Source organism: Streptomyces sp. NC-S4, assembly GCF_054353315.1.
Genome location: NZ_CM135937.1, coordinates 3,850,706 through 3,872,149, shown reverse-complemented (window position 1 = coordinate 3,872,149; position 21,444 = coordinate 3,850,706). Strand labels below are relative to the sequence as shown.

Below are 21,444 nucleotides of genomic sequence, written 5' to 3'. Positions count from 1 at the left end.
GCTAGCTTGTTTCTGACGATCCATCAGATCGGCTAATTGGGGAGACTGTCATGGAACTGGGACTGCCTCGGATCATCAGCGTCGACGACCACGTGATCGAGCCCGCGCACCTGTTCGACGTCTGGCTGCCCGCCAAGTACCGCGACCGCGGCCCCAAGGCGCTCACCGCCGGCATCGGCGAACTCGCCTACACCGGCGGCAAGTACGTCATCACCATGGACCCCGACGGCCCGCCGACCGACTGGTGGATCTACGAGGACCTGAAGTTCCCGTACAAGCGCAACATCGCCGCCGTCGGCTTCGACCGCGACGACATGACCCTGGAGGGCATCACCCGCGAGGAGATGCGCCGCGGCTGCTGGGACCCCAAGGCGCGCCTCGCCGACATGGACCTCAACCACGTCGAGGCCTCGCTGTGCTTCCCGACCTTCCCGCGCTTCTGCGGGCAGACCTTCGCCGAGGCCCACGACAAGGAAGTGGCCCTCGCCTGCGTGCGCGCCTACAACGACTGGATGGTCGAGGAGTGGTGCGGCGACAGCGGCGGCCGGCTGATCCCGCTGTGCATCATCCCCCTCTGGGACATCGACCTCGCCGTCGCCGAGATCCGGCGCAACGCGGCCCGCGGGGTGCGGGCCGTGACCTTCTCCGAGATTCCCACCTACCTCGGGCTCCCCTCCATCCACTCCGGCTACTGGGACCCCTTCTTCGCCGTCTGCCAGGAGACCGGCACGGTGGTCAACATGCACATCGGGTCCAGCTCCCAGATGCCCGCCGCCTCCCCCGACGCACCCCCCGCCGTCCAGGCCTCGCTCAGCTTCAACAACGCGATGGCCTCGATGATGGACTTCCTCTTCAGCGGAGTCCTGGTGAAGTTCCCGACGCTCAAGCTCGCCTACAGCGAGGGCCAGATGGGCTGGATCCCCTACGCCCTGGAACGCGCCGACGACGTCTGGCAGGAGCACCGCGCCTGGGGCGGCGTCCGCGACCTGATCCCCGAGCCGCCGTCCACGTACTACTACCGGCAGATGTTCTGCTGCTTCTTCCGCGACAAGCACGGGATCGCCGCCCTCGACGTCGTCGGACGCGACAACGCGACCTTCGAGACCGACTACCCGCACGTCGACTCGACCTTCCCGCACACCAAGGAGGTCGCCCTCGACCACGTGAAGGGCCTGGACGACGAGACGGTCTACAAGCTGATGCGCGGCAACGCCATCCGCATGCTCGGCCTCGACCTGGACAGGAGCCGCCGCTGATGGACCTGACCTACACCGAGGAGGAGCAGGACTTCCGGGCCCGGCTGCGCGCATGGCTCGCCAAGGCGCTCCCCGAGCTGCCCGCCAGGCCGTCCCCCGACGACTGGCCGGGCCGGCGCGCCTACGACCTGGGCTGGCAGCGCCGGCTGTACGAGGCCGGGTACGCGGGCCTGCACTGGCCGGTGGACGCGGGCGGCCGCGGAGCCACCCCGACCCAGCACCTGATCTTCCTGGAGGAGACCGAGCGCGCCGGCGCCCCGTACGTCGGCGCGAACTTCGTCGGGCTGCTGCACGCCGGCCCGACCGTCGCCGCCGAGGGCACGGCGCAGCAGCGGGCGCGCTGGCTGCCGCCCGTACTGCGCGGCGACGAGGTGTGGTGCCAGGGCTTCAGCGAGCCGGACGCGGGCTCCGACCTGGCCTCCCTGCGCACGCGGGCCGTGCGCGACGGCGACGACTACGTGATCAGCGGGTCGAAGATCTGGACCTCGCACGCGGAGGTCGCCGACTGGTGCGAGCTGCTGGTGCGCACCGATCCCGGGGCGCCCAGGCACCGGGGGATCTCCTGGCTGGCCATGCCGATGGACGCGCCGGGGGTGAGCGTACGGCCGCTGCGCACCCTCGCCGGGTCGGCGGAGTTCGCGCAGGTGTTCCTCGACGAGGTGCGGGTCCCGGTGGCCAACCGGGTCGGCGCGGAGAACGACGGCTGGCGGGTCACCATGGTCACGCTGTCCTTCGAGCGGGGTACCGCCTTCGTCGGCGAGGTCGTGGCCTGCCGCCGGACCCTGGGGGAACTGGCCCGGACGGCGAAGGCCAACGGCCGGTGGGACGACCCGGTGCTGCGGCGCCGGCTGGGACGGCTGTACGGGGAGTTCGGCGCGCTGTGGCGGCTCACCCAGTGGAACGTCAGCGAGGCCGGGCGGTCGGCGGGCGGGGTCCCCGGCATCGGGGGTTCCGTCTTCAAGCTCGCCTACTCGCACGCCCGCCAGGAGCTGTACGACACGGCGGCGGAGGTCCTGGGAGCCCAGTCCCTGTCCCTGGAGGAGGAGTGGACCCTGGACCGGCTCTCGTCCCTCTCGTACACGATCGCGGCGGGCACCTCGCAGATCCAGCGGAACATCGTCGCCGAGCGGATCCTCGGCCTCCCGAAGGGCCGGTGAGGGGCATGGACTTCCAGCCGACCGAGGAGCAGGACGACCTGCGGGCGGGCGTACGGGACCTGCTGGCGGGCCGGTACGGACGCGAGGCGCTGCGGGCGTCGGTGGACACGGGCACGGCCGTGGACCGCGCGCTGTGGCGGGAGCTGGGCGCGGCGGGCTTCTTCGCGCTGCGCCTGCCGGAATCCGAGGGCGGGGTGGGCCTGGGGCTGCCCGAGGCGGTCCTGGTCTTCGAGGAGGCCGGGCGGGCGCTGGTGCCGGGGCCGCTGGTGGCCACGCACCTGGCCGCCGGGGTGGTTCCGGGGGCGGCGGCGGGGACGGCGGTGGTGAGCGCCTTCGACCTGGGCGGTCCGCTGGTGGCCCATCTCGGGGAGGCGGACGCGGTGCTGGGGGCGTCCCGGGTGCCGGCGGGCGAGCCGGTGCGCTCGGTGGACCCGCTGACTCCGCTGCACCGGGTGGCGGTGGCGGGCGACGCCTCGGCGTACCGGGAGGCGGGGGCGCTGCTGACGGCGGCGCTGCAGGTCGGGAGCGCGCTGCGGACGGTGGAGCTGGCGGTGCGGTACGCGGGCGAGCGCGAGCAGTTCGGGCAGCCGATCGGGGCGTTCCAGGCGGTCAAGCACCTGTGCGCGCGGATGCTGGTGCGGGCGGAGGTGGCCCGTACGGCGGTCTACGCGGCGGCGGTGACGGGGGACGCGGGCGAGGTGGCCGCGGCCAAGCTCCTCGCGGACGAGGCGGCGGTGCGGGGCGCCCGGGACTGCCTGCAGGTGCACGGCGGGATGGGTTTCACCTGGGAGGCGGACGTGCACCTGCACCTGAAGCGGGCCTGGGTGAGGTCCGAGCAGTGGCGGACGGCGGCGCAGGCGGAGGAACTGCTGGCGCGGGAGCTGCTGGGCTCGGCGGGGTAGGAGAGGTGGGTGGGGCGCGCGGGGCGTGCGGGGTGGAGGGCCGCGCCGGCCGGAGGTCCTCGGCGGGCGTCGCTCACCGTGACGCGGAGGCACGGGAAGGACGACGCGGGACGCATGTCCGATTACAGAGAGTTGATATCGGTTTGTGTCCTTCGCCGGACTCATTGCGGCCCGGAAGCGGGGGCCTGCTCCGGTACGCTCCCACGAATGCGAGCGGTTGAGCGGCGTGAGCGTCGCACAGTATGCACCACGCCCCCTCCTTCGCGCGTGAATATGCCCGAAGCGCTTGTTGTGGTGACTGTAGGTCAACCATGCTGCTACGGAAGGGGATCACGGTCGGTGATTCCGTCCTGTCGCGAGGCGAAGTGTCCGCCGGTTCGGATGGTGTGAGCGGTGCAGGTGCTTCAGGTTCAGCTGGAGGTCGGTGCGGATCCCGCCGAGGTCGGCCGGGCCCGCCGGTGGGCGCGTTCCCGGTTGGCGGGTTCGGGCATAGGGGACGACGAGCCGCTCGCCGAGACGTTGATCCTGCTCATCTCCGAGCTGGTCACGAACGCGGTCGTGCACACGGGCTGTCCGGCCGTGCTGCGGATGCTGTTCGGGGGTCCGGGGGTGCGGGTCGAGGTGGCCGATGCGAGCGACCGGGCGCCGAGCCGGCGCCAGGCGTGCGGGGAGGACACGGGCGGGCGCGGCCTGGAGCTGGTCGACGGGCTTGCGGACCGCTGGGGCTGGCAGCGCGAGGGCGCGGGCAAACGGATCTGGTGCGAGATCGACCGCGCGCAGAAATCGACCTCGGACTGCGCGTCCGAGCGGCCCTCGGACGGCCCGTCGGAACGCCACACCCCGCCGCGGGAACCGCGCGTGTACCTCTAACGAGGTGTTGACGGTTCGTCACATCTTGATCACCCTGGTGTGGAGCGATTCGACGCGAGGGGACGCCAAGGGCAGGCCTTGACGAGTGCGGGTCGTGGGGTGGCGGCTGCCGTGCCGCGCTCGGGGCGTGCATGCGCGCCGCCGCCACCCGCAGTACCCGCCGGGCCGGGCCGTGTCGAGCGGCCCGGCCCGATCGGTCACAGGCTCGCGAGGAGGGCGTCGAGCGGGGCCGGTGCCCGGCCGGGTTCGAGGGCCTCGACGAGGAGGCGGCCGTAGCGGATCTTGCGGCCCTTCTTCGTGCCGAGGAAGCGCCGCAGCTGCCGCTGCCGGGTCCGGCCGTGCTGGGCGGGCTGGCGCACGAAGGTCTCCCAGGAGCGGAGATCGCCCTCGGCCCGGAGGATCTCCTCGATCCTCTCGGTGCCCAGCGCGCGGATGAGCTCGTCCTCCAGGTCCGCCACGCACACGAAGAAGCCCTGCCGCGGCGCTCCGGCCCGGTCCAGCGCGCGGTCGTAGAAGGGCTGCTCGCGCTCGTCGCACAGTCCGGTCAGGCGCAGGCCGAGGCCGGGCGGCCCGAGGAGGCCGGTGTACCGGGCCACGCTCATCGCCCCGCCCATCGGTACGACGCACACGCCTTCGGCGGCGAGGTCGCGGCCGCGCCGCGCGGCCAGTGCTTCGACGGCCGCGTGGTCGCTGGGTCCTTCCAGCAGCACCGCCGTCCGCACGTCCAGGCGGGCGGCCAGCTCGCCCGCGGCCTCGCCGGATCCGCCGCCCGCCCAGTCGCCGACCGCTTCCCGGAACGCCCGCATGTCCGCCATGGGGTGAGTCTGCGCCTTCACCGCCGCCGCGGCACGGAATTTTCGGCGGCGGCCGACAGCTGACGGCCGACAGGCGACCGCCGACAGCCGACCGCCCGCCGTCCCGGGCGTCGTGCCGGGGCGGCGGGCGGTCGCGTCCTGCGGGGCGTCTCAGCCGTCGGTGCAGATCACGTCGTACGGGCGGCCGACCGCGAGGGTCAGCTTGATCGGGTCGGTGGTGCCGGAGGGGCACTCGGCCTGCGTCTTGACGAGGCCGAGGACCTTCTGGGCGCCCGAGCCGCCGCAGGCGACCTCCTTGGCCTGGGAGGTCACGCAGTCGCCCTTCACCAGCTGGCCTCCGCCGGCGCCGGCGTCGCCGGGGTGGTCGCCCGAGAGGTTGCGGCCGCAGACCGTGTTGGTGGGGATGCCGCTGCCCTTGCCGCCGTAGGAGATGCTCACGTCGATCATCAGGTCCGTGCCGGGCGGGCACTGGACCCCGCCCGGGAACATGCTGGCTTCCTTGATGTCGATGGCCTTGAAGGTGGCCCCGGAGTCGGAGCAGCCCTGCCGCTTGTACCCGTCGGGGGCCTTGGCCGGGTCGGGGCCGCCGCAGTCGCCGACCTTCCAGGCGCTGGAGGTGTCGGAGGAGGACTCGGGGGATCCGGGGTCCTTGGCGGTGGGCTTGGCGGAGGGGGAGGCCGAGGGGGACGCCGTCGGCTTGCCGTCGTCCTTGCGGGACTGCATGAAGAAGTAGCCGCCGACGACGAGCACGGCGAGCACGATGACGGCGACGACGTTGCCGCCCGAGCGGCGTCTGGGGGCGGGGGGCGGCGTTACCTGGTACGGGTTGGCCATGATGCGGGCTTCTCCTGCGGGGAACGTGGCGGGGACGGGGTGTGACGCACGCGAACGGTGACGCGTCATGTACACCTCATGGTTCCACTCCGGCGGCCTGCGGGTGGCCGGATTCTTCGGGTCCGCCGCCTGCCCCGCCGGGCTCAGAGGACGGCCACCGGGGCCACGGGTGTGCCGGTGCCGCCGACGAAGGGTTCCGGCATGGCGGAGAGGAGGAAGGCGTACCGGCCCTCTTCTGCACAGGCTGTGGACAACTTCTCCAGGTTCCAGTTCTGACCCTGGTGCATGCCCATCTCGACCAGGTCGAGGGCGTGGACCGGGAGCCACAGGTTCTCGATCTCCGGCGGGAAGATCTCGAAGGTCAGGGTGTCGTTCGCGACGGCCGCCACGTCCCGCGCGTGGAACCACTCGGGCGTGCGGACGGACAGCCCGGGCGAGGGGAAGCCGTAGCCGTGCTTGTCGCCCGCCAGGTAGACCTGGATCTGGCCGGTGCGCACCAGGACGATGTCGCCGGGGCGGACGGTGACCCCGCCGAACTCCTCGGCCTCGTCGAGGTCCGCGGGGCTCACCGCGTGATCGCCCGGCAGCCGGTCCAGCCCCTTCGCCCGCGCGACGTCGAGGAGCACTCCGCGCGAGACGATGTGGCCGGCCTTGTCTATGCCGCTGAACTCGGCACGGCCGTGCGCCGTGATGGTGCCGGCCGGGCGCCCGTTGTAGATCTTCCCCGAGTGCGAGACGTGGGTGAGGGCGTCCCAGTGTGTGCCCGCCTGGAGGCCCATGCTCACGGCGTCGTCGCTGCACGCCACCGTGCCGGGGCCGAAGAGCTCCTGGTTGATCTGCACCATCGTGTGCAGCGGGTTGATCCGGCCGGGGATCATGCCGACCTGGACCCCGTCCTCCTTGAGCGGGAGGGCGAGCGGGATCCGGCGGCCGGTGCGGATCTGTGCCGCGGCGCCCCGGACCACCTCGTCGGTGATCAGGTTCAGGGTGCCGATCTCGTCGTCGGCGCCCCAGCGCCCCCAGTTGTTGACGCGCTTGGCGATGTCGTGGAACTCGGCGGGCAGGGTCATGGGCGTCGACAGCTCCTTGCGTGGGTGCGGCGGTTACGGCGGCAACGAGGGCTTGTGCAGGCGCAGCCGCCTACCCATAGAATCTAACGGTCCGTCAGAAATCACGGGAAGGGGCCGGACGTGGGGAACTTCTTGGCAGGCAAGGTCGTCGCCGTCACCGGCGCCGGCCGGGGCATCGGACGGGCCGTGGCACTCGCCGCGGCCGCCGAGGGCGCCAAGGTCGTCGTCAACGACTACGGGGTCGGGATCGAGGGCGCGGAGCCCACCAGCGAGATCGCCGAGGCCGTGGTGAAGGAGATCACCGCCCTCGGCGGGGAGGCCGTCGCCGTCGCCGACGACATCGCCACCATGGCGGGCGGCCAGCGCCTCGTCGACACCGCGCTCGCGCAGTACGGACGCATCGACGGCGTCGTGTGCGTGGCCGGCATCCTGCGCGAACGGATGCTGTTCAACATGTCCGAGGAGGAGTGGGACCCGGTCGTCGCCACCCACCTCAAGGGCACCTTCACCGTCTTCCGAGCCGCCTCCGCCGTCATGCGCAGGCAGGGCTCGGGCACCCTGATCGGCTTCACCAGCGGCAACCACCAGGGCTCCGTCGCCCAGGCCAACTACAGCGCCGCCAAGGGCGGGATCATCTCGCTCGTCCGCTCCGCCGCGCTGGGCCTGGCCAAGTACGGGGTAACGGCCAACGCCGTCGCACCCGTCGCCCGCACCCGCATGTCCGCGGGCGTCCCCATGGAGCTCAAGGAGATCGGTGAGCCCGAGGACGTGGCGGCGCTGGTCACCTACCTGCTCAGCGACCGCGCCAAGGCCGAGGACATCACCGGGCAGGTCTACACGATCGCCGGCCCGAAGATCGCCGTCTGGGCGCAGCCGCGCGAGCTGCGCGCCGGATACGCCGAGGGCTCCTGGACGCCGGAGAAGATCGCCGACTTCCTGCCCGGCACGGTGGGCAAGGACCCGATGCCGCTGCTCGCGCAGCTGGAGGCCATGGCCAAGGCGGCGGCCGCCAAGGACCGCCCCAACGCGTAGGCCCGGAGAGGACCGGACAGGACCGGACAGGACCAGGGGGAAGCGGCGTGGACTTCAGCTTCGGGGCCGAGGACGAGGAGCTGCGCGGGCACGCCCGGGCGTGGCTTTCGGAGCACCTCGTGGGCCCGTACGCGCAGGTCCTCGGCCTCGGCGGGCCGGGCAGCGAGCACGAGGGGGCCGGGATCCGGCGGGCGTGGGAGCGCGAGCTCGGCCGGGGCGGCTGGATCGGACAGGGCTGGGAGGCCGACGGGTGGGGCAACCGGCGGCTGTCGCTGACCGGCCAGGTGGTGTGGGCCGAGGAGTACGCGGCCCTGCGCGCGCCCGGCCGGGTCGGCCACATCGGCGAGAACCTCCTCGCCCCGACCCTCATCGCCCACGGGTCGCCCGAGCAGCAAGGCCGCTTCCTGCCCGGCATCGCGCGGGGCGAGGAGCTGTGGTGCCAGGGCTACAGCGAGCCCGGCGCCGGATCCGACCTCGCGGGGATCCGTACGGCCGCGGTACGGGACACGGCCGACGGGCGCTACCGGGTGACGGGCCAGAAGATCTGGACCTCGCTCGCCCTGGACGCCGACTGGTGTTTCGTACTCGCCCGCACCGAGCCCGGCTCGCGCCGGCACCGGGGGCTGTCGTTCCTGCTCGTACGCATGGACCAGCCCGGCCGCGTCGAGGTCCGGCCGATCCGGCAGATGTCGGGTACGAGCGAGTTCAACGAGGTGTTCTTCGACGGGGCGGTCGCGGCGGAGGTCGTCGGCGACGAGGGGGCCGGCTGGACCGTGGCCATGGGGCTGCTCGCCCTGGAACGCGGGGTCTCGACCCTGGTCCAGCAGATCGGCTTCGCGGCGGAACTGGAGCGCGTACTGGCGTCGTACGCGGCGCGGGCCGCCGCGGGCGCCGGGGACCCCGTCCTGCGGGAGCGGCTGGTCCGGCAGTGGGCCGAGCTGCGCACGATGCGGTGGAACGCGCTGCGGACCCTGGGCGCGCAGGGCGATCCGGGCGCGCCCAGTGTGGCCAAGCTGCTGTGGGGAGGCTGGCACCGGCGGCTCGGGGAGCTGGCGGTGGAGGTCCGCGGCGCGGCGGCCACGGCCGGGCCGGTGGACTGGGCGCCCGGGCTCCCCTACGAACTCGGACTCGACGAGGAGCAGCGCCTGTTCCTGTTCACCCGCGCCGACACCATCTACGGCGGCTCGGACGAGATCCAGCGGAACATCATCGCCGAGCGTGTGCTCGGCCTGCCTAAGGAGTCCAGTTGAGAGGCGTCGTGTTCGACGGCAAGCAGGCTCAGGTGGTCGACGACCTGGAGATCCGGGACCCGGGGCCGGGGGAGGTGCTGGTCGCGATCGGCGCGGCCGGGCTCTGCCACAGCGATCTGTCGGTGATCGACGGGACGATCCCCTTCCCGCCGCCGGTGGTGCTCGGGCACGAGGGCGCGGGGGTCGTGGAGGCGGTGGGCGCGGGTGTCACCCACGTGGAGCCGGGCGATCACGTGGCGCTGTCCACCCTCGCCAACTGCGGGGCGTGCGCGGACTGCGACCGGGGCCGGCCGACGATGTGCCGCAAGGCGATCGGGATGCCGGGGCAGCCGTTCTCGCGGGGCGGGACACCGCTGTTCCAGTTCGCCTCCAACTCGGCCTTCGCCGAGCGCACGCTGGTCAAGGCCGTGCAGGCCGTGAAGATCCCGGCCGACATCCCGCTGACCTCGGCGGCGCTCATCGGCTGCGGGGTCCTCACGGGGGTGGGGGCGGTACTGAACCGGGCGCGCGTGGACCGCGGTGAGAGCGTGGTGGTCATCGGCACGGGCGGTATCGGGCTGAACGTGCTGCAGGGGGCCCGGATCGCGGGCGCCACGACGATCGTGGCGGTGGACGCGAACCCGGCGAAGGAGGCGGTGGCCCGGCAGTTCGGCGCCACGCACTTCATCGACGCGTCCGCCGTCGCCGACTCCTCGGCGGCGGTCCGCGAGATCCTGCCGACCGGCGCCGACCACGCCTTCGAGTGCGTGGGCAACGTCAAGCTGATCCGCCAGGCGATCGATCTCCTCGACCGGCACGGGCAGGCGGTCCTGCTCGGCGTGCCCGGCTTCCGGGAGGAGGCGTCGTTCCTCGTGTCGTCCATGTACCTGGACAAGACGATCATGGGTTGCCGGTACGGGTCCTCGCGCCCGCAGCGCGACATCGCGCTCTACGCCGAGCTCTACCGGCAGGGCCGGCTGCTGCTGGACGAACTGGTGACGGAGGTCTACCCGGTCGAGGACTTCGCCAAGGCCGTGGACGACGCCCACCACGGGCGGGTGGCCAGGGGAGTGCTCACCTTCTGACCTCCGCCGCCACCGCCCCCCCCGGAAACGGCTCGGCTCCTCCGCCGGCGGGTTCGCACCCGCCGGCGGAGGAGCCGTGAACCGTGTCACCGTCAGTCGAGGACGTCCGGGATCGGGTCGGTGTTGCCGCGCTGCAGCGCCGCCCCGGAGCCGGTGCTCGAACCGAGCGCCCAGTCCATGAGCTTCATCGAGTCCGCGTAGCGCTCCTCGTCGTTCAGCAGGACGCCGATGACGGTCTTGCCGTTACGGGTCGCGGAGTAGACGAGGCACTTGCCCGCGGCGCTGCCGGTGCCGGTCTTGACACCGATCGCACCCGGGTACGCGTAGCCGGTGGGACGCTCCCGGATCAGCAGGTTGCTGTTGCCCCACGTGGCGTCGGTCGAGGTGCCGCCCGTGCTGTAGGTCTTCGCGCCCACGATCTTCGGGAAGGTGACCCCCGACATCGCGTACTTGGTGAGCTTCGCCAGGTCGCGCGCGGTGGTGAGGTTCTTGCCGGTCGGCGAGATGCCGTCGAAGGAGTCGTAGACGGTCTTGGTCATGCCCAGCGACTTCGCCTTGGCGTTCATCTGCGCGATGAAGTCCGCCGTGCGGGCCTGCGTGGTCGCACCCTTGCCGAAGGTGTCGGCGAGCGCGTAGGCCGCGTCGCAGCCCGACGGGAGCATCAGCCCGTACAGCAGCTGGCGGACCGTCGGGGTGGAACCCACCTTCAGGTGGGCCGAGCTCGCGCCCTCGCGGACGACGTAGTCCAGGTACTCCTGCTTGATGGTGATCTTCTGGTCGTAGTTCAGATTGGGCGTACGCATCACGACCTGGGCGGTCATGATCTTCGTGGTGCTCGCCCCCTGCCGCTGGGTGTCGGCGTCCTTGCTGGCGAGCGTCGCCCCGCTGGTGCCGTCGATCAGGATCGAGCCGGCGGCCGTGACGGGAGGTGCGGCGATCGGAGCCGCCGACGAGGCCGGCGTGGCGGCCACCAGGAGGGCCCCGGTGGCGACCGTGACGGCGACCGCGCCGCGCGTGCGGCGCATCAGGTTCAGTATCAAATCAAATCCCCGCGTATCCGAAGAATTCCGTAGGGGCCGGAACACCGAGGTGTCCAGCCCCTGGTGGAGCTTACGCAGCGGACGGACGCGGGGACACCGCACGGCGGGAGGAGAACCGCCGGACCGAACCGGCCCCGCCCGTCAGTCGGCGAGGCGCCCGAAACGGCCCTTGTGGAAGAGGAGCGGTGCGCCCTCGCCGGCCGCGCCCATGGCCACCACCCGGCCCACGACGATCAGATGGTCCCCGCCGGTGTGGACGGCCTGGATCCGGCAGTCGATCCAGGCGGGCACGGCATCGAGCTGCGGTGATCCCGTGACGGGGGCGGGCGTGTGGGTCACCCCGGCGAACTTGTCCGCGCCGCTGACGGCGAAGGACCGGCACAGCTCACCCTGTTCGGCACCCAGGATGTTGACGCAGAACACCCCGGCGCGGGCGATCCGCGGCCAGGTGGTCGACGTGCGGGCCACCATGAAGGTGACCAGGGGCGGGTCGAGGGACAGCGAGGCGAAGGACTGGCAGGCGAAGCCCGCCGGACCCTGCGCGTCCGCGCCGGGGGGTGCGGTGATGACGGTGACCCCGCTGGCGAAGTTCCCGAGCACGGCCCGGAACTCGGCGGGGGACACGGGCGCGCGTTCGTCCTCGCCGACGGCGCGCAGGTCGGGACGCGGCAGGGCGTCGACGGACTCGGGTTCCCCCTGCGCCGAGGCGGAGGTGGGGGAGCCCGCTGACCTGAGGTATCGGACGACGGTGGCCGCCATCCCTGCGTGTCCCATCACACCGACGATTGAAGCTGACGGTTCGTCAGATAGGAAGCCCCCGGTGTGCGGCATGTCGGCAGATCGTGCTGACCTCCGACCTTCGCGCCGGGCGCCGGCAACCCTCCGGAATCCGGCCACTGTCCTGAACTGCCTTGCGAGGAAGGTGACATGGGGTTTCGATCGGGCCGTACCACCCCGTGTGTATGGTCATGGCCAACGACAAGGACGTCGGGGGCTGGGGTGGTCATGGGCAACGGTTTCCGCTACCGGGCGGAGCGGATCTCACTGGGTGCGATGGCCACGGCGGGCATCGGGGTCCTGCTCGCCGACGTCCTCGGCTGGCTCGACAGGATGGCCCCCGGAGGCACGCTCCCGAAGATCACGCTGCTCATCCTGAGCACCGTCACGCTCTTCCTGCTGATGGAGTTCGACCGCCTGAAGGTGCTCGACAGCATCAGCACCCAGATCTCCGGCCTCACGATCGACGGCCTCACCGGCGAGCTCCGCCGCCAGCACTACCTCGGCGTGACGAGGGTCCACCCGGAATTCCCCACCGCGGAGTTCAAGCGGCTCGTGGGAGGCGCCCGGCGCGAGGTGGCCGTGTTGCAGACCTGGATACCCAACCTCGACGGTCTCGAGGCGGAGCTGGAGAAGGCGATCACCGAGCGCGAGGTCGAGGTGCGCATCCTGCTGGTGCACCCGAAGTCCGCCGTGGTGGACCTGCGCGACCAGGCGCTGCGCAACACGAGCAGCTCGGTGTCGGTGGACGCGAGCCTCGACATCCTCCACAGGCTCCACGGCCGTCTGCCGCGGGAACTGCAGGGCAAGCTCAAGGTGCAGGTGTACAACTCCCTGCCGTCGATCGCCGTGTACAAGGCCGACGAGCACTATCTGGTCAGCTCCTTCCTCCACGGGCAGCTCGCGATCGAGTCCACGCAGCTGGAGATAGACGGGTGCGACTCCGTGATGGGCCGGCAGGTCCAGAAGGAGCTGGACACCTTGTGGGACATCGGTCACGAAGTGGATCTGCGCGATCCGGCGAGATCGATCGACATCAGCCAGTGAAGCCAGCGAAGCCAGTGAAGCCAGTGATCCGGAAGTGAGGAGCGGGACCGTGTGGGAACTGGACAGGTTCGAGGACGACCTGATCGAGCAGTACAGGCAGCATCCGGTGCTCGCGAACATCACGCGGCTCCCGGCGGAGACGTTCGCCGAGGTCCTGCTCCAGCGGCGCTTCCTGTCGCTCGCCTTCACCCCGGCCTACGACCTGGCGATCGACCTCCTGCAGGACGAGGTGGGGCTGAGAACCGCCCGGAAGATCCTGCGTGAGGAGTACCCGGACGCCCGCGGGAACACGAAGTCGCACCGCGAGGACATGACGGACGACATGTTCCAGCTCGGGATCTCCCGCACCGCACTCGTCCGTTCGCGGCCCACGGCCGCGACGAAGCGTGCCATCGAGGACACCTTCGGCCTCATCGCCGACGCGGGCGACCACGACCGCTCCGACCTCCTGCTCCTGACGGTCCTGCGCTTCTGGGGCGAGATCCTGGTCTCCGTCGAGTACGGGCGGCTGTGGGAGCGGATGGAGCCCCTGCTGGTGCACGACGGCGAGAACCGCTCGCGCTTCTACTACCCGCACCACTGGCACGACGCCAAGAAGCACTCGCTGGAGACCGTGAACCTGCTGGCCACCAGCCATTCCGACCGGCTCGGCACCCGGCTGAAGGAGCTGCTCGGCGACGACGACGGGGCGGTCGACCTGTTCAAGGACGCGGAACAGCGCTCGCTGCGGCTCAAGACGGACTTCTACGACCAGTTCCGGCCGGCCCTGGTGCGGGTTCAGGACTGAAACGGCCGCCTGCGGAAGGCGCACGCGCGGCGGGGCGCCTTCCCCCACTACACCCACACGGGTGAAACTCCCCGCTTCTGTGGGTCCGTACGCCCCGGGCTCGGGCGGACGCTCGGCATCGTGGCAGCGACCTCGTACCGCCGCCGCAGTCCCGGGAGGACCCCATGCTCGGCACCGACTTCTCCACCGGATCACCCAACTGGCTCGATCTCGGCAGCCCCGACACCGGGGCGGCCGCCGCGTTCTACGGCGCCGTCCTCGGCTGGGAGTTCGTCTCGGCCGGGCCGGAGGCGGGCGGGTACGGGTTCTTCCAGGTGGACGGCAAGACCGTCGCCGCGCTCGGGCCGCTCACCGAGGAGGGGGCCACGTCCGCCTGGATGCAGCACTTCATGACCCCCGACATCCAGGCCACCGCGAGGGCCGTCACCGCAGGCGGCGGCAGGGTCCGGATGGAGCCCATGGACGTCATGGGAGAGGGCTGGCTGGCCCAGTTCACCGACCCGCAGGGCGCCGAGTTCGCCTGCTGGCAGCCCGGGAAGACCGCCGGGCTCCAGCTGACCTCCGCCGACAACACGCTGGTGTGGACGGAGCTCCACGTGGCGGACCCGGTCGCCGACATCGCCTTCTACGCCGGGGTGTTCGGCTGGCGCAGCGCCGAGATGCCCGCACCCGGAATGACGTACCGGGTGCTGAGCACCGCCGAGGGCGACCAGCAGGACGCCTCCTTCGGCGGGGTCGCCCCCTTCCTGGGCGAGGGCGGGGACGAGCGGGCGCGCTGGGTGCCGTACTTCGCCTCGGCGGACGTCGACGCCACCGTCGCGGCCGCCAAGGCGGGCGGCGGAACGGTGCTCATGCCGGCCACCGACCTCCCCGACGTCGGCCGGATCGCCTGGCTGGCCGACCCGGCCGGAGCGGTGTTCGCACTCCTCAAGCCCGACCCGCGGATGTAGCGCGCCACCGCGGACGAGCCGCGGCGCCGGGGTCAGCGGCCGAGGTACTTGGGCGAGCGGCGCTCCACGAAGCTCGCCACGCCCTCGTTCGCGTCGGCGGTGGTCATGTTGATCTCCTGAGCGGTGGCCTCGGCGGCGAGCGAGGCCGCCCGGTCGCCGTCCAGGGAGGCGTTGACCAGCTGCTTGGTCATCGCCAGGGCCCGGGTGGGGCCCTGGGCGAGCCGCTCGGCCCATTCACGGGCGGTCGCCTCCAGCTCCCCGGCCGGAACCACCCGGTTGACCAGGCCCAGGCGCTCGGCCTCGGCGGCGGGGACGGCGTCGCCGAAGAACATCAGCTCCTTGGCCTTCTGCGGACCGACGAGCCGGGGCAGCAGATACGCGCCCCCGCCGTCGGGGACCAGGCCGCGGCGGACGAACACCTCGATGAACCGGGCCGGTTCGGCGGCGATCACGAGGTCGCAGGCGAGGGCGAGGTGGGCGCCGATACCGGCCGCCGTGCCGTTGACGGCGGCGAGTACGGGCTTCTCGCAGTCGAGCACGGCGGTGATGAGGCGCTGCGCGCCGAGCCGGATCATGCGGGCCACGTCCCCGGCGACGCGGTCTCCGCCGGTGGCGGGGGCGCCGCGCAGGTCGGCGCCCGCGCAGAAGCCCTTGCCGGTGGCGGTGACGACCACCGCCCGCACGGCCGGATCGGCGGAGGCCTCGGCGAGCAGCGCGATGACGCGCTCGCGCTGGTCCCGGGTGACGGCGTTCATCGCCTCGGGGCGGTTGAGGGTGATCCACGAGACGTTGTTCTCGATGCGGTGGAGGACTTCGTCCTCGGGGTCGGCGGTCACGGATGGGGCTCCCTTCGTGGTCAGTGGTTGCGGCCGTGGCCGGGTGCCGGGTGCCGGGTGCCGGGTGCCGGGTGCCGCTGCGCGCCCGTGCGCTCGATCGCCGCGCGGGCTGGATCTTTCGGCCTCGCCGGCGATTGAGGCGCGGTCCGGGCGGAGCCCGGGAAACGGCTCGCGGGGCCGGCGCAGCGTCAGCGGCAGATGGCGAGCGCGTCCAGGGCCACCGCCCCCTGCCCCCGGGGGAGCACCATCAGGGGGTTGATGTCCAGCTCGAACAGCTCGTCGCCCAGCTCGAGGGCCATCCGCTGGATGCGCAGGACGACCTCCACCAGGGCGTCCACATCGGCCGGGGGTGCCCCCCGTACGCCCTCCAGGAGCGCGTGCCCGCGCAGCTCCCGCAGCATCGCCCGCGCCTGGTCCTCGCCGAAGGGCGGCACGCGGACCGCCGCGTCGTGCAGGACCTCCACCAGGACCCCGCCCAGCCCGACGGTGACGGTGGGGCCGAAGAGGTCGTCCTGGGTCACGCCGACGACCATCTCCACGCCCCGCTCCACCATCTGGCAGACCAGGATCCCGTCGAGCGGCACGTTCTCGTAGCGCGCGATGTCGGTCAGCTCCCGGTACGCGTCACGGATCTGGCTCGCCGAGGTGAGGCCGATCTTCACCAGGCCCAGCTCCGTCTTGTGGCCCAGCTGCGGGCCGGAGGCCTTCATCACCACCGGGTAGCCGACGAGCCCGGCCGCGCGGACCGCGGCCGCGGCGCTGGTCACCAGCTGTTCGCGGGGGACCCGTATCCCGTAGGCGCGCAGGAGCTGCTTCGCCGCGTGCTCGCTGAGCTGCTGGGACGGCCGCATGAGGGCCTGCGCCTTGCGGTACGAGGGGGAGGGCGTGCGCGGTGCGTCCTCGAAGGGGGAGCGGTATCCGGCGGTGAAGCGGTGGTGGCCGAGGTAGGCGCGTACGGCGGTGATGCAGTTGCCGAAGGTACGGAAGGTGGCCACGCGGGAGGAGCCGAGGAGGGTGGTGCGGTAGGCGTCCTCGGTGCCGACGGGGGAGCCCCAGATCACGCAGATCAGCTTGTCGCTCTGCTCGGCGGCGTCCACGAGGTCCTGGGCGAGCCTGTCGCTCATGGGCGGGAAGGGGCCGGTGATCGGGCAGATCAGGACGCCCACCTCGGGATCGGCGAGGATCGCGTCGATGATCTTCCGGCCGCGCCAGTCGCCGACCGGGTGGCCGCCGTTGTCGACGGGGTTGGCGACGTTCAGGTACCCGGGGATCCACTGGTGGAGTTCGTCCTGCTTGGCCTGCGAGAGGGTGGGCAGGGTCAGGCCCGCCTCCGTGGCCAGGTCGGAGAAGTGGGCTCCGGTGCCGCCGGAGATGGAGTAGACGACGACCCCGTCCGCCTTGGGCCTGCGGGCCCGGGCGAGCAGGGCCGCGGTGTCCTGGAGCTCGTCGAGACCGTCGACGCGGATGACGCCGAACTGGCGCATGGCGGCGTCCACGACGGTGTCGGCGCCGGTCAGCTTCCCGGTGTGGGAGGCGGCCGTGCGGGCGCCGGTCTCGGTGCGGCCGACCTTGACGGCGACGACGGGGACGCCGTTGCGCGCGGCGTGGTCGGCGGCGAGCAGGAAGGCCCGGCCGCCCTTGAGGCCCTCCACGTAGCAGGCGATGGCCCCGACCTCGGGCTGCTCGGCGAAGTAGGAGATGAAGTCGGAGGTCTCCAGGTCCGCCTCGTTGCCGGTGGGCGCCCAGTGGGAGAGCCGGATGCCCAGTTCCTGGAGGGTGTAGACGGGTCGGCCCTGGTGGCCGGACTGGGTGATCAGGGCGATGGCCGGGCCGTCGAGGTCGTCGCGGAACTCCTCGAAGGCGTTGAGGTTGGTGTTCGGGCCGAGCAGGCGCAGGCCGGAGTCCCGGACGGCGGCGCCGAGCCGCTCCTGGGCGGCAGCGCCCTCATCGCCGGTCTCGGCGAAGCCGGAGGCGAAGGCGACCGCGAACTTGACCTTGGTCGCGGCGAGTTCCTCGATGACGGGGAGCGGGTCGGCGACGAGGAGGACGGCGAGGTCCACCTGTTCGGGCAGGGCGGCCACGGAGGCGTGGCAGGTCAGCCCGAAGACGGTGGGGCGGGTGGGGTGCACGGGGTGGATCCGTGCGCCGACGCGTTCCGCCCAGGCGATGAGCTGGCGGGTGATGCCGGTGTTCGGCCGGCCTTCGGTGTCGGAGGCGCCGATGACGGCCACGGATTCGGGCCGGAAGAACCGGTCCAGGTCGGGGACGTCGGCGTACAGCGGTCGCCCGCTGACGTCCAGGGGGACCGCGTCGTCGGGGGAGGGGGCCGCCGACGAGTGGACGGCCGTCCTGGGAGACTCCCCGCAGGCCTCGACACGTGCGCGGAAGTCGGTGGTGAGGGTGCCGTGAGTAGATCCAAGCATCGTTGCCGCCCGCTCCTGCTCGATGAACCTCGATGGAACTCAATAACTGACGTGTAGTCAGATTACTGAACTGACGTGCCGTCAGGAACAGGGCTGCGCAGGAAAGGTGTGGAGGTGGTGTGGTGAAGTGCACGGAAGTGAAGTGAATTGAAGTGAACGGTGGCAGATCCCGCCGGGACCGGTCCAGAGCGCGATTCGGCCGACGCGGCGACCGGACGGGTCCGGCCGCCCGGTCGCTCACAGGGGCGCCGACTCCACCCGGCCCGCGAACCGGCCGCCGATCCGTTCCGCGAGCCAGCCGATGCGCGCGGTGTCCTCGGCGAGTGCGGCATTCCGCACGTGCACGTGGACGGTGTGGTCCCCGGACGGCTCGCCCTGGTAGAGGTCACGGGAGTTCACCGAGAGCGTGAGGTACGCGTACTTCTGCGAGACGCGTTCCAGTCCGGCCTCGGGCACCTCGGGCCAGGCGTCCAGATCGAACCGGACGGCCGCGGGATCGGGACCCAGTGCGGCGACGAACGGCTCGGCCAGATCCAGCGGGTGGCACCAGTCGAAGACCGAGACCGGCAGGCATCGGGCGGGGTCGTCGCCGGCGTCCGACGAGCCGTGCTCCTTTCCTGCCGCGGCCGACCACTTGAGGGCGGGCAGTACCTCGCGCACGCGGGCCAGGACCTCCGGCGACCGGATCTCCGCCTCGAAGTCGACCTCCCCGCCGGTGGTGTCCGCGATGTCCAGCAGGGTGCGCACGGCGCGCAGCGCCCGCGCCAGGTCCGGCGTCGTCAGGACGGCGGCGGCGTCGGAGTTGCTCATCGCGCCTTCTCGGCGGACCGCCGGGCGACCGCCTTGGCGATCTTCTCCGCGTCCAGGGCCAGCTCCCGGAACATGCCGCTGATGGGGTTGGAGAAGCCCGTGAAGTACAGGCCGCGGGCCTGCTCGGGGGTGCGGGCCCCGTGCGTGCGCGGGCGGCCGCGCTCGTCCAGCACCCCGAGGTGGCCGACCAGCTCCTCCAGCGCCCGGCGGTAGCCGGTCGCCGCGATCACCGCGTCCGGGGTGATCCGCGAGCCGTCCGCGAGCACCACCTCGGCGCCGTCGAAGGCCTCGACGGCGGCCACCGGCTCGACCCTGCCACTGCGGACCGCGTCGATCAGACCGACGTCCTGAACCGGTATCGACCCCTGCTTCACCCTGCTGTACAAGCCGGTGGCCGGGCGCGGCAGCCCGTACGCCGACAGGTCCGGCACGGAGGCCCGGGCGACGAGCCGACCCACCCGGTCCACGAGCGGCACCGGCAGCCGGCGCACCAGGATCCCGCTGCGCTGGGCCGGCCAGCCCGCGGTGGAGCGGCGCATGATGTGCGGCGCGGTGCGCACCGCGAGCCGCACCCGCGCCGCGCCGCCCTCGACGAGGTCGACGGCTATCTCGGCGCCGGTGTTGCCGACGCCGACGACGAGGACGTCCTGGCCCGCGTACGGCTGGGGGTTTCGGTACTCGCGGGCGTGCAGCAGCCGGCCCTCGTACGTGTCCCGGCCCGGCCAGTCGGGGAGCGCGGGCGTGTGGTTGAACCCGGTGGCGATGACGACGGCCGCGGCCGCCAGCTCCCGGCCGCCGCTGGCGTGCAGGGTCCAGCCGTCCGCGCCCTCACCCCCGGGGCCGGGCGCGGCGGGCTCGATCCGGGTCACCTCCACGCCGGTGACCAGCTCCAGCTCGTGGAACTCTGCGTACTTCTCCAGGTAGCGCACGACGTTGTCGCGGGCGACCCAGCGCCCGAATCGGCGCGGCATGGCCAGGCCGGGGAGGGCGGAGAGCCGGCGCGTGGTGTGCAGGCGCAGCCGGTCGTAGTGCTGCCGCCAGGACGCACCGACCGCGTCGGACTTCTCGACGACCACCGCGCGGACCCCGCGGGCGCGCAGCGCGGCGGCGGCGGCGAGGCCGCCGGGGCCGGCCCCGATGACGTACACGGGGCGGGGCTGGGTGGTCATGTCGGGTGCTGTGGGGTCTCCGGGCATGAGGTGTGATCGTATCGCCACGCTCGGTTGATGGGTCTCGGTCGGGCGGGGAATCGATTGCGGATCGGTCACGGGCGCGCACGGTGGCCGCGGGGGCGCGGATTCCCGGCCGGCCGGGGCCTTGCGCGATGGCTCCCGATCCGCTCAACTGACGTACCGTCAGATAGGGCGTGCGCGTCGATCGAGAGAGGGGTGGGGGCTGCCGATGCAGACCATCTGGCTCAGTGGAGCCGAATGGCTCGCCGTGCTCCGGATAGGCCTCGGCCTGTGGTGGCTGGAGAGCTGGCGGCACAAGGACAAGAAGGGCTGGTTCGAGCGCGGCACCGGCATCGCCTGGGCCGCCGACGTCGCCGGCAAACACCGGTGGACCTTCGTCAAGGGCGGCTTCGAGCTGGTCGTCGCACCGCGGCCGAAGGCGATGGCGTACATCGTCGTCTACGCGGAACTCGCCCTCGGGCTGGGCCTCGTACTCGGCTTCCTGACCCCGGTCGCCCTGATCGGCGGACTCCTGCTGAACCTCCTCTACCTGGTGCTGATGATCCACGACTGGGCCGAGCAGGGGCAGAACGCGATGATGGCGCTCATCTCCCTCGTTGCGCTCCTCGCCATGTCCTGGCAGACCTGGTCCCTCGACGCGGCGATCGGACTGTTCCCGTGAGCGGCACCGTGCGGTACGACCTCCCCGAGGCGGACGACTTCACCCGCGCCTACTGGGACGCGGCCGCGGCGGGCCGGCTGCTGCTGCGGCGCTGCGCCGACTGCGGGCGGGCGCACCACTACCCGCGCGAGTTCTGCCCGTTCTGCTGGGCGGGCGAGGACCGCGTGAAGTGGGAGACGGCGAGCGGCCGGGCCACCCTCTACACGTGGTCGGTGATCCACCGCAACGACCTCCCGCCGTTCGGTACGCGCGTCCCCTACACGGCGGCGGTCGTCGACCTCGCCGAGGGCCCGCGGATGATGACCGAGGTGGTGGACTGCGAGGCGGCGGCCCTGCGCATCGGCATGCCGCTGACGGTCACCTTCCGCGAAGCCGCGGACGGGGTGTGGGTGGCGGTCTTCCGGCCGGTGACGGACTGACGGGCAGCGGGCAGCGGGCATCGGGTCCGGTACGGCCTTCGGGTCTGGTGCGGCCTTCGGGTCTTGTGCGGCCTTCGGGTCTGGTAGGGCCCTCGGGTCTGGTCTGCCGGTCCGGTCTGGTCCGCCGGTCCGGTGCTCCGGTCCGTCGGCCGGCACCGGACCGACGGGCCTCCGGCGGGTCCTGGGATCTTCCGGCCCGGGGCCTTCCGGTCAGGGGCTTTCCGGCTCGGGGCCTTCGGTCCGGCGCCTTC

21 protein-coding genes are annotated in these 21,444 nt (G+C 72.2%); 12 read left to right on the top strand and 9 right to left on the bottom strand.

All coding sequences use genetic code 11. The features are described from left to right. The first annotated feature begins 50 nt into the window (after positions 1-50). From ACXNSR_RS16980 to ACXNSR_RS16965, 4 genes are all read left to right on the top strand, one after another. The gene (locus ACXNSR_RS16980; protein WP_458642845.1) at positions 51-1,256 is read left to right on the top strand and encodes an amidohydrolase family protein; all 1,206 of its coding nucleotides are present in this window, start codon (positions 51-53) and stop codon (positions 1,254-1,256) included. After that, entirely contained in the window at positions 1,256-2,413 is a 1,158-nt protein-coding gene (locus tag ACXNSR_RS16975) for an acyl-CoA dehydrogenase (protein WP_458642844.1), read from the top strand. The genes ACXNSR_RS16980 and ACXNSR_RS16975 overlap by 1 nt, the downstream gene beginning before the upstream one ends. 5 nt (positions 2,414-2,418) lie before the next feature. After that, positions 2,419-3,315, top strand: a complete 897-nt coding sequence (locus tag ACXNSR_RS16970; protein WP_458642843.1) for an acyl-CoA dehydrogenase family protein — start codon at positions 2,419-2,421, stop codon at positions 3,313-3,315. A 393-nt stretch (positions 3,316-3,708) separates the two neighbouring features. Beyond that, positions 3,709-4,185, top strand: a complete 477-nt coding sequence (locus ACXNSR_RS16965; protein ID WP_458642842.1) for an ATP-binding protein — start codon at positions 3,709-3,711, stop codon at positions 4,183-4,185. 197 nt (positions 4,186-4,382) lie between these two features. Here ACXNSR_RS16965 and ACXNSR_RS16960 read toward each other — a convergent pair whose 3' ends face one another. From ACXNSR_RS16960 to ACXNSR_RS16950, 3 genes are all read right to left on the bottom strand, one after another. Then, a complete protein-coding gene (locus ACXNSR_RS16960; protein WP_458642841.1) occupies positions 4,383-5,000 on the bottom strand; it encodes a TOPRIM nucleotidyl transferase/hydrolase domain-containing protein in 618 nt (205 codons plus the stop codon). Between the two features lie 150 nt (positions 5,001-5,150). Then, positions 5,151-5,834: a hypothetical protein gene (locus ACXNSR_RS16955; RefSeq protein ID WP_458642840.1), complete on the bottom strand. Its 684-nt coding sequence runs from the start codon at positions 5,832-5,834 to the stop codon at positions 5,151-5,153. A 143-nt stretch (positions 5,835-5,977) separates the two neighbouring features. Then, positions 5,978-6,904: a cyclase family protein gene (locus ACXNSR_RS16950; protein WP_458642839.1), complete on the bottom strand. Its 927-nt coding sequence runs from the start codon at positions 6,902-6,904 to the stop codon at positions 5,978-5,980. 120 nt (positions 6,905-7,024) lie between these two features. Here ACXNSR_RS16950 and ACXNSR_RS16945 point away from each other — a divergent pair, with 120 nt between their 5' ends. From ACXNSR_RS16945 to ACXNSR_RS16935, 3 genes are read left to right on the top strand one after another with little or no spacing between them, the layout of a single operon-like run. Continuing rightward, the gene (locus tag ACXNSR_RS16945; protein WP_458642838.1) at positions 7,025-7,936 is read left to right on the top strand and encodes an SDR family oxidoreductase; all 912 of its coding nucleotides are present in this window, start codon (positions 7,025-7,027) and stop codon (positions 7,934-7,936) included. A gap of 47 nt (positions 7,937-7,983) precedes the next feature. Then, positions 7,984-9,186, top strand: coding sequence for an acyl-CoA dehydrogenase family protein (locus tag ACXNSR_RS16940; RefSeq protein WP_458642837.1), 1,203 nt, complete (start codon positions 7,984-7,986; stop codon positions 9,184-9,186). Next, the gene (locus ACXNSR_RS16935; protein WP_458642836.1) at positions 9,183-10,250 is read left to right on the top strand and encodes a Zn-dependent alcohol dehydrogenase; all 1,068 of its coding nucleotides are present in this window, start codon (positions 9,183-9,185) and stop codon (positions 10,248-10,250) included. Before ACXNSR_RS16940 ends, ACXNSR_RS16935 begins: the two co-directional genes overlap by 4 nt. Before the next feature lie 92 nt (positions 10,251-10,342). Here the strand turns inward: ACXNSR_RS16935 and ACXNSR_RS16930 are convergent, their stop codons facing one another. Together ACXNSR_RS16930 and ACXNSR_RS16925 are read right to left on the bottom strand one after the other, a co-directional pair. Then, on the bottom strand, positions 10,343-11,275 hold the full coding sequence (locus ACXNSR_RS16930) for a D-alanyl-D-alanine carboxypeptidase family protein (protein ID WP_458642835.1): 933 nt from the start codon (positions 11,273-11,275) through the stop codon (positions 10,343-10,345). Between the two features lie 156 nt (positions 11,276-11,431). After that, complete coding sequence (locus ACXNSR_RS16925) at positions 11,432-12,064, bottom strand: flavin reductase family protein (protein ID WP_458642834.1); 633 nt, start codon at positions 12,062-12,064, stop codon at positions 11,432-11,434. Positions 12,065-12,295: 231 nt separating this feature from the next. Here ACXNSR_RS16925 and ACXNSR_RS16920 point away from each other — a divergent pair, with 231 nt between their 5' ends. The 3 genes from ACXNSR_RS16920 (at position 12,296) to ACXNSR_RS16910 (ending at position 14,851) form a co-directional block, all read left to right on the top strand. Then, the gene (locus ACXNSR_RS16920) at positions 12,296-13,114 is read left to right on the top strand and encodes a hypothetical protein (RefSeq protein ID WP_458642833.1); all 819 of its coding nucleotides are present in this window, start codon (positions 12,296-12,298) and stop codon (positions 13,112-13,114) included. A 49-nt stretch (positions 13,115-13,163) separates the two neighbouring features. Beyond that, entirely contained in the window at positions 13,164-13,901 is a 738-nt protein-coding gene (locus ACXNSR_RS16915) for a hypothetical protein (RefSeq protein WP_458642832.1), read from the top strand. Between the two features lie 164 nt (positions 13,902-14,065). After that, on the top strand, positions 14,066-14,851 hold the full coding sequence (locus ACXNSR_RS16910) for a VOC family protein (RefSeq protein ID WP_458642831.1): 786 nt from the start codon (positions 14,066-14,068) through the stop codon (positions 14,849-14,851). A 32-nt stretch (positions 14,852-14,883) separates the two neighbouring features. Here ACXNSR_RS16910 and ACXNSR_RS16905 read toward each other — a convergent pair whose 3' ends face one another. The 4 genes from ACXNSR_RS16905 to ACXNSR_RS16890 form a co-directional block, all read right to left on the bottom strand. After that, the gene (locus ACXNSR_RS16905) at positions 14,884-15,687 is read right to left on the bottom strand and encodes an enoyl-CoA hydratase/isomerase family protein (protein ID WP_458642830.1); all 804 of its coding nucleotides are present in this window, start codon (positions 15,685-15,687) and stop codon (positions 14,884-14,886) included. 188 nt (positions 15,688-15,875) lie between these two features. Next, positions 15,876-18,110 carry an acetate--CoA ligase family protein gene (locus tag ACXNSR_RS16900; protein WP_458642829.1) on the bottom strand — a complete coding sequence of 745 codons (2,235 nt, stop codon included), beginning with the start codon at positions 18,108-18,110 and terminating at the stop codon, positions 15,876-15,878. A 237-nt stretch (positions 18,111-18,347) separates the two neighbouring features. After that, entirely contained in the window at positions 18,348-18,920 is a 573-nt protein-coding gene (locus ACXNSR_RS16895; protein ID WP_458642828.1) for a hypothetical protein, read from the bottom strand. Further along, entirely contained in the window at positions 18,917-20,116 is a 1,200-nt protein-coding gene (locus ACXNSR_RS16890) for a flavin-containing monooxygenase (RefSeq protein ID WP_458642827.1), read from the bottom strand. The genes ACXNSR_RS16895 and ACXNSR_RS16890 overlap by 4 nt, the downstream gene beginning before the upstream one ends. 205 nt (positions 20,117-20,321) lie before the next feature. Between ACXNSR_RS16890 and ACXNSR_RS16885 the strand changes: the two genes are divergently transcribed. Further along, positions 20,322-20,774, top strand: a complete 453-nt coding sequence (locus ACXNSR_RS16885; RefSeq protein ID WP_453703376.1) for a DoxX family protein — start codon at positions 20,322-20,324, stop codon at positions 20,772-20,774. Further along, positions 20,738-21,193, top strand: a complete 456-nt coding sequence (locus ACXNSR_RS16880; protein ID WP_458643326.1) for a Zn-ribbon domain-containing OB-fold protein — start codon at positions 20,738-20,740, stop codon at positions 21,191-21,193. Before ACXNSR_RS16885 ends, ACXNSR_RS16880 begins: the two co-directional genes overlap by 37 nt. Positions 21,194-21,444 lie beyond the last annotated feature (251 nt).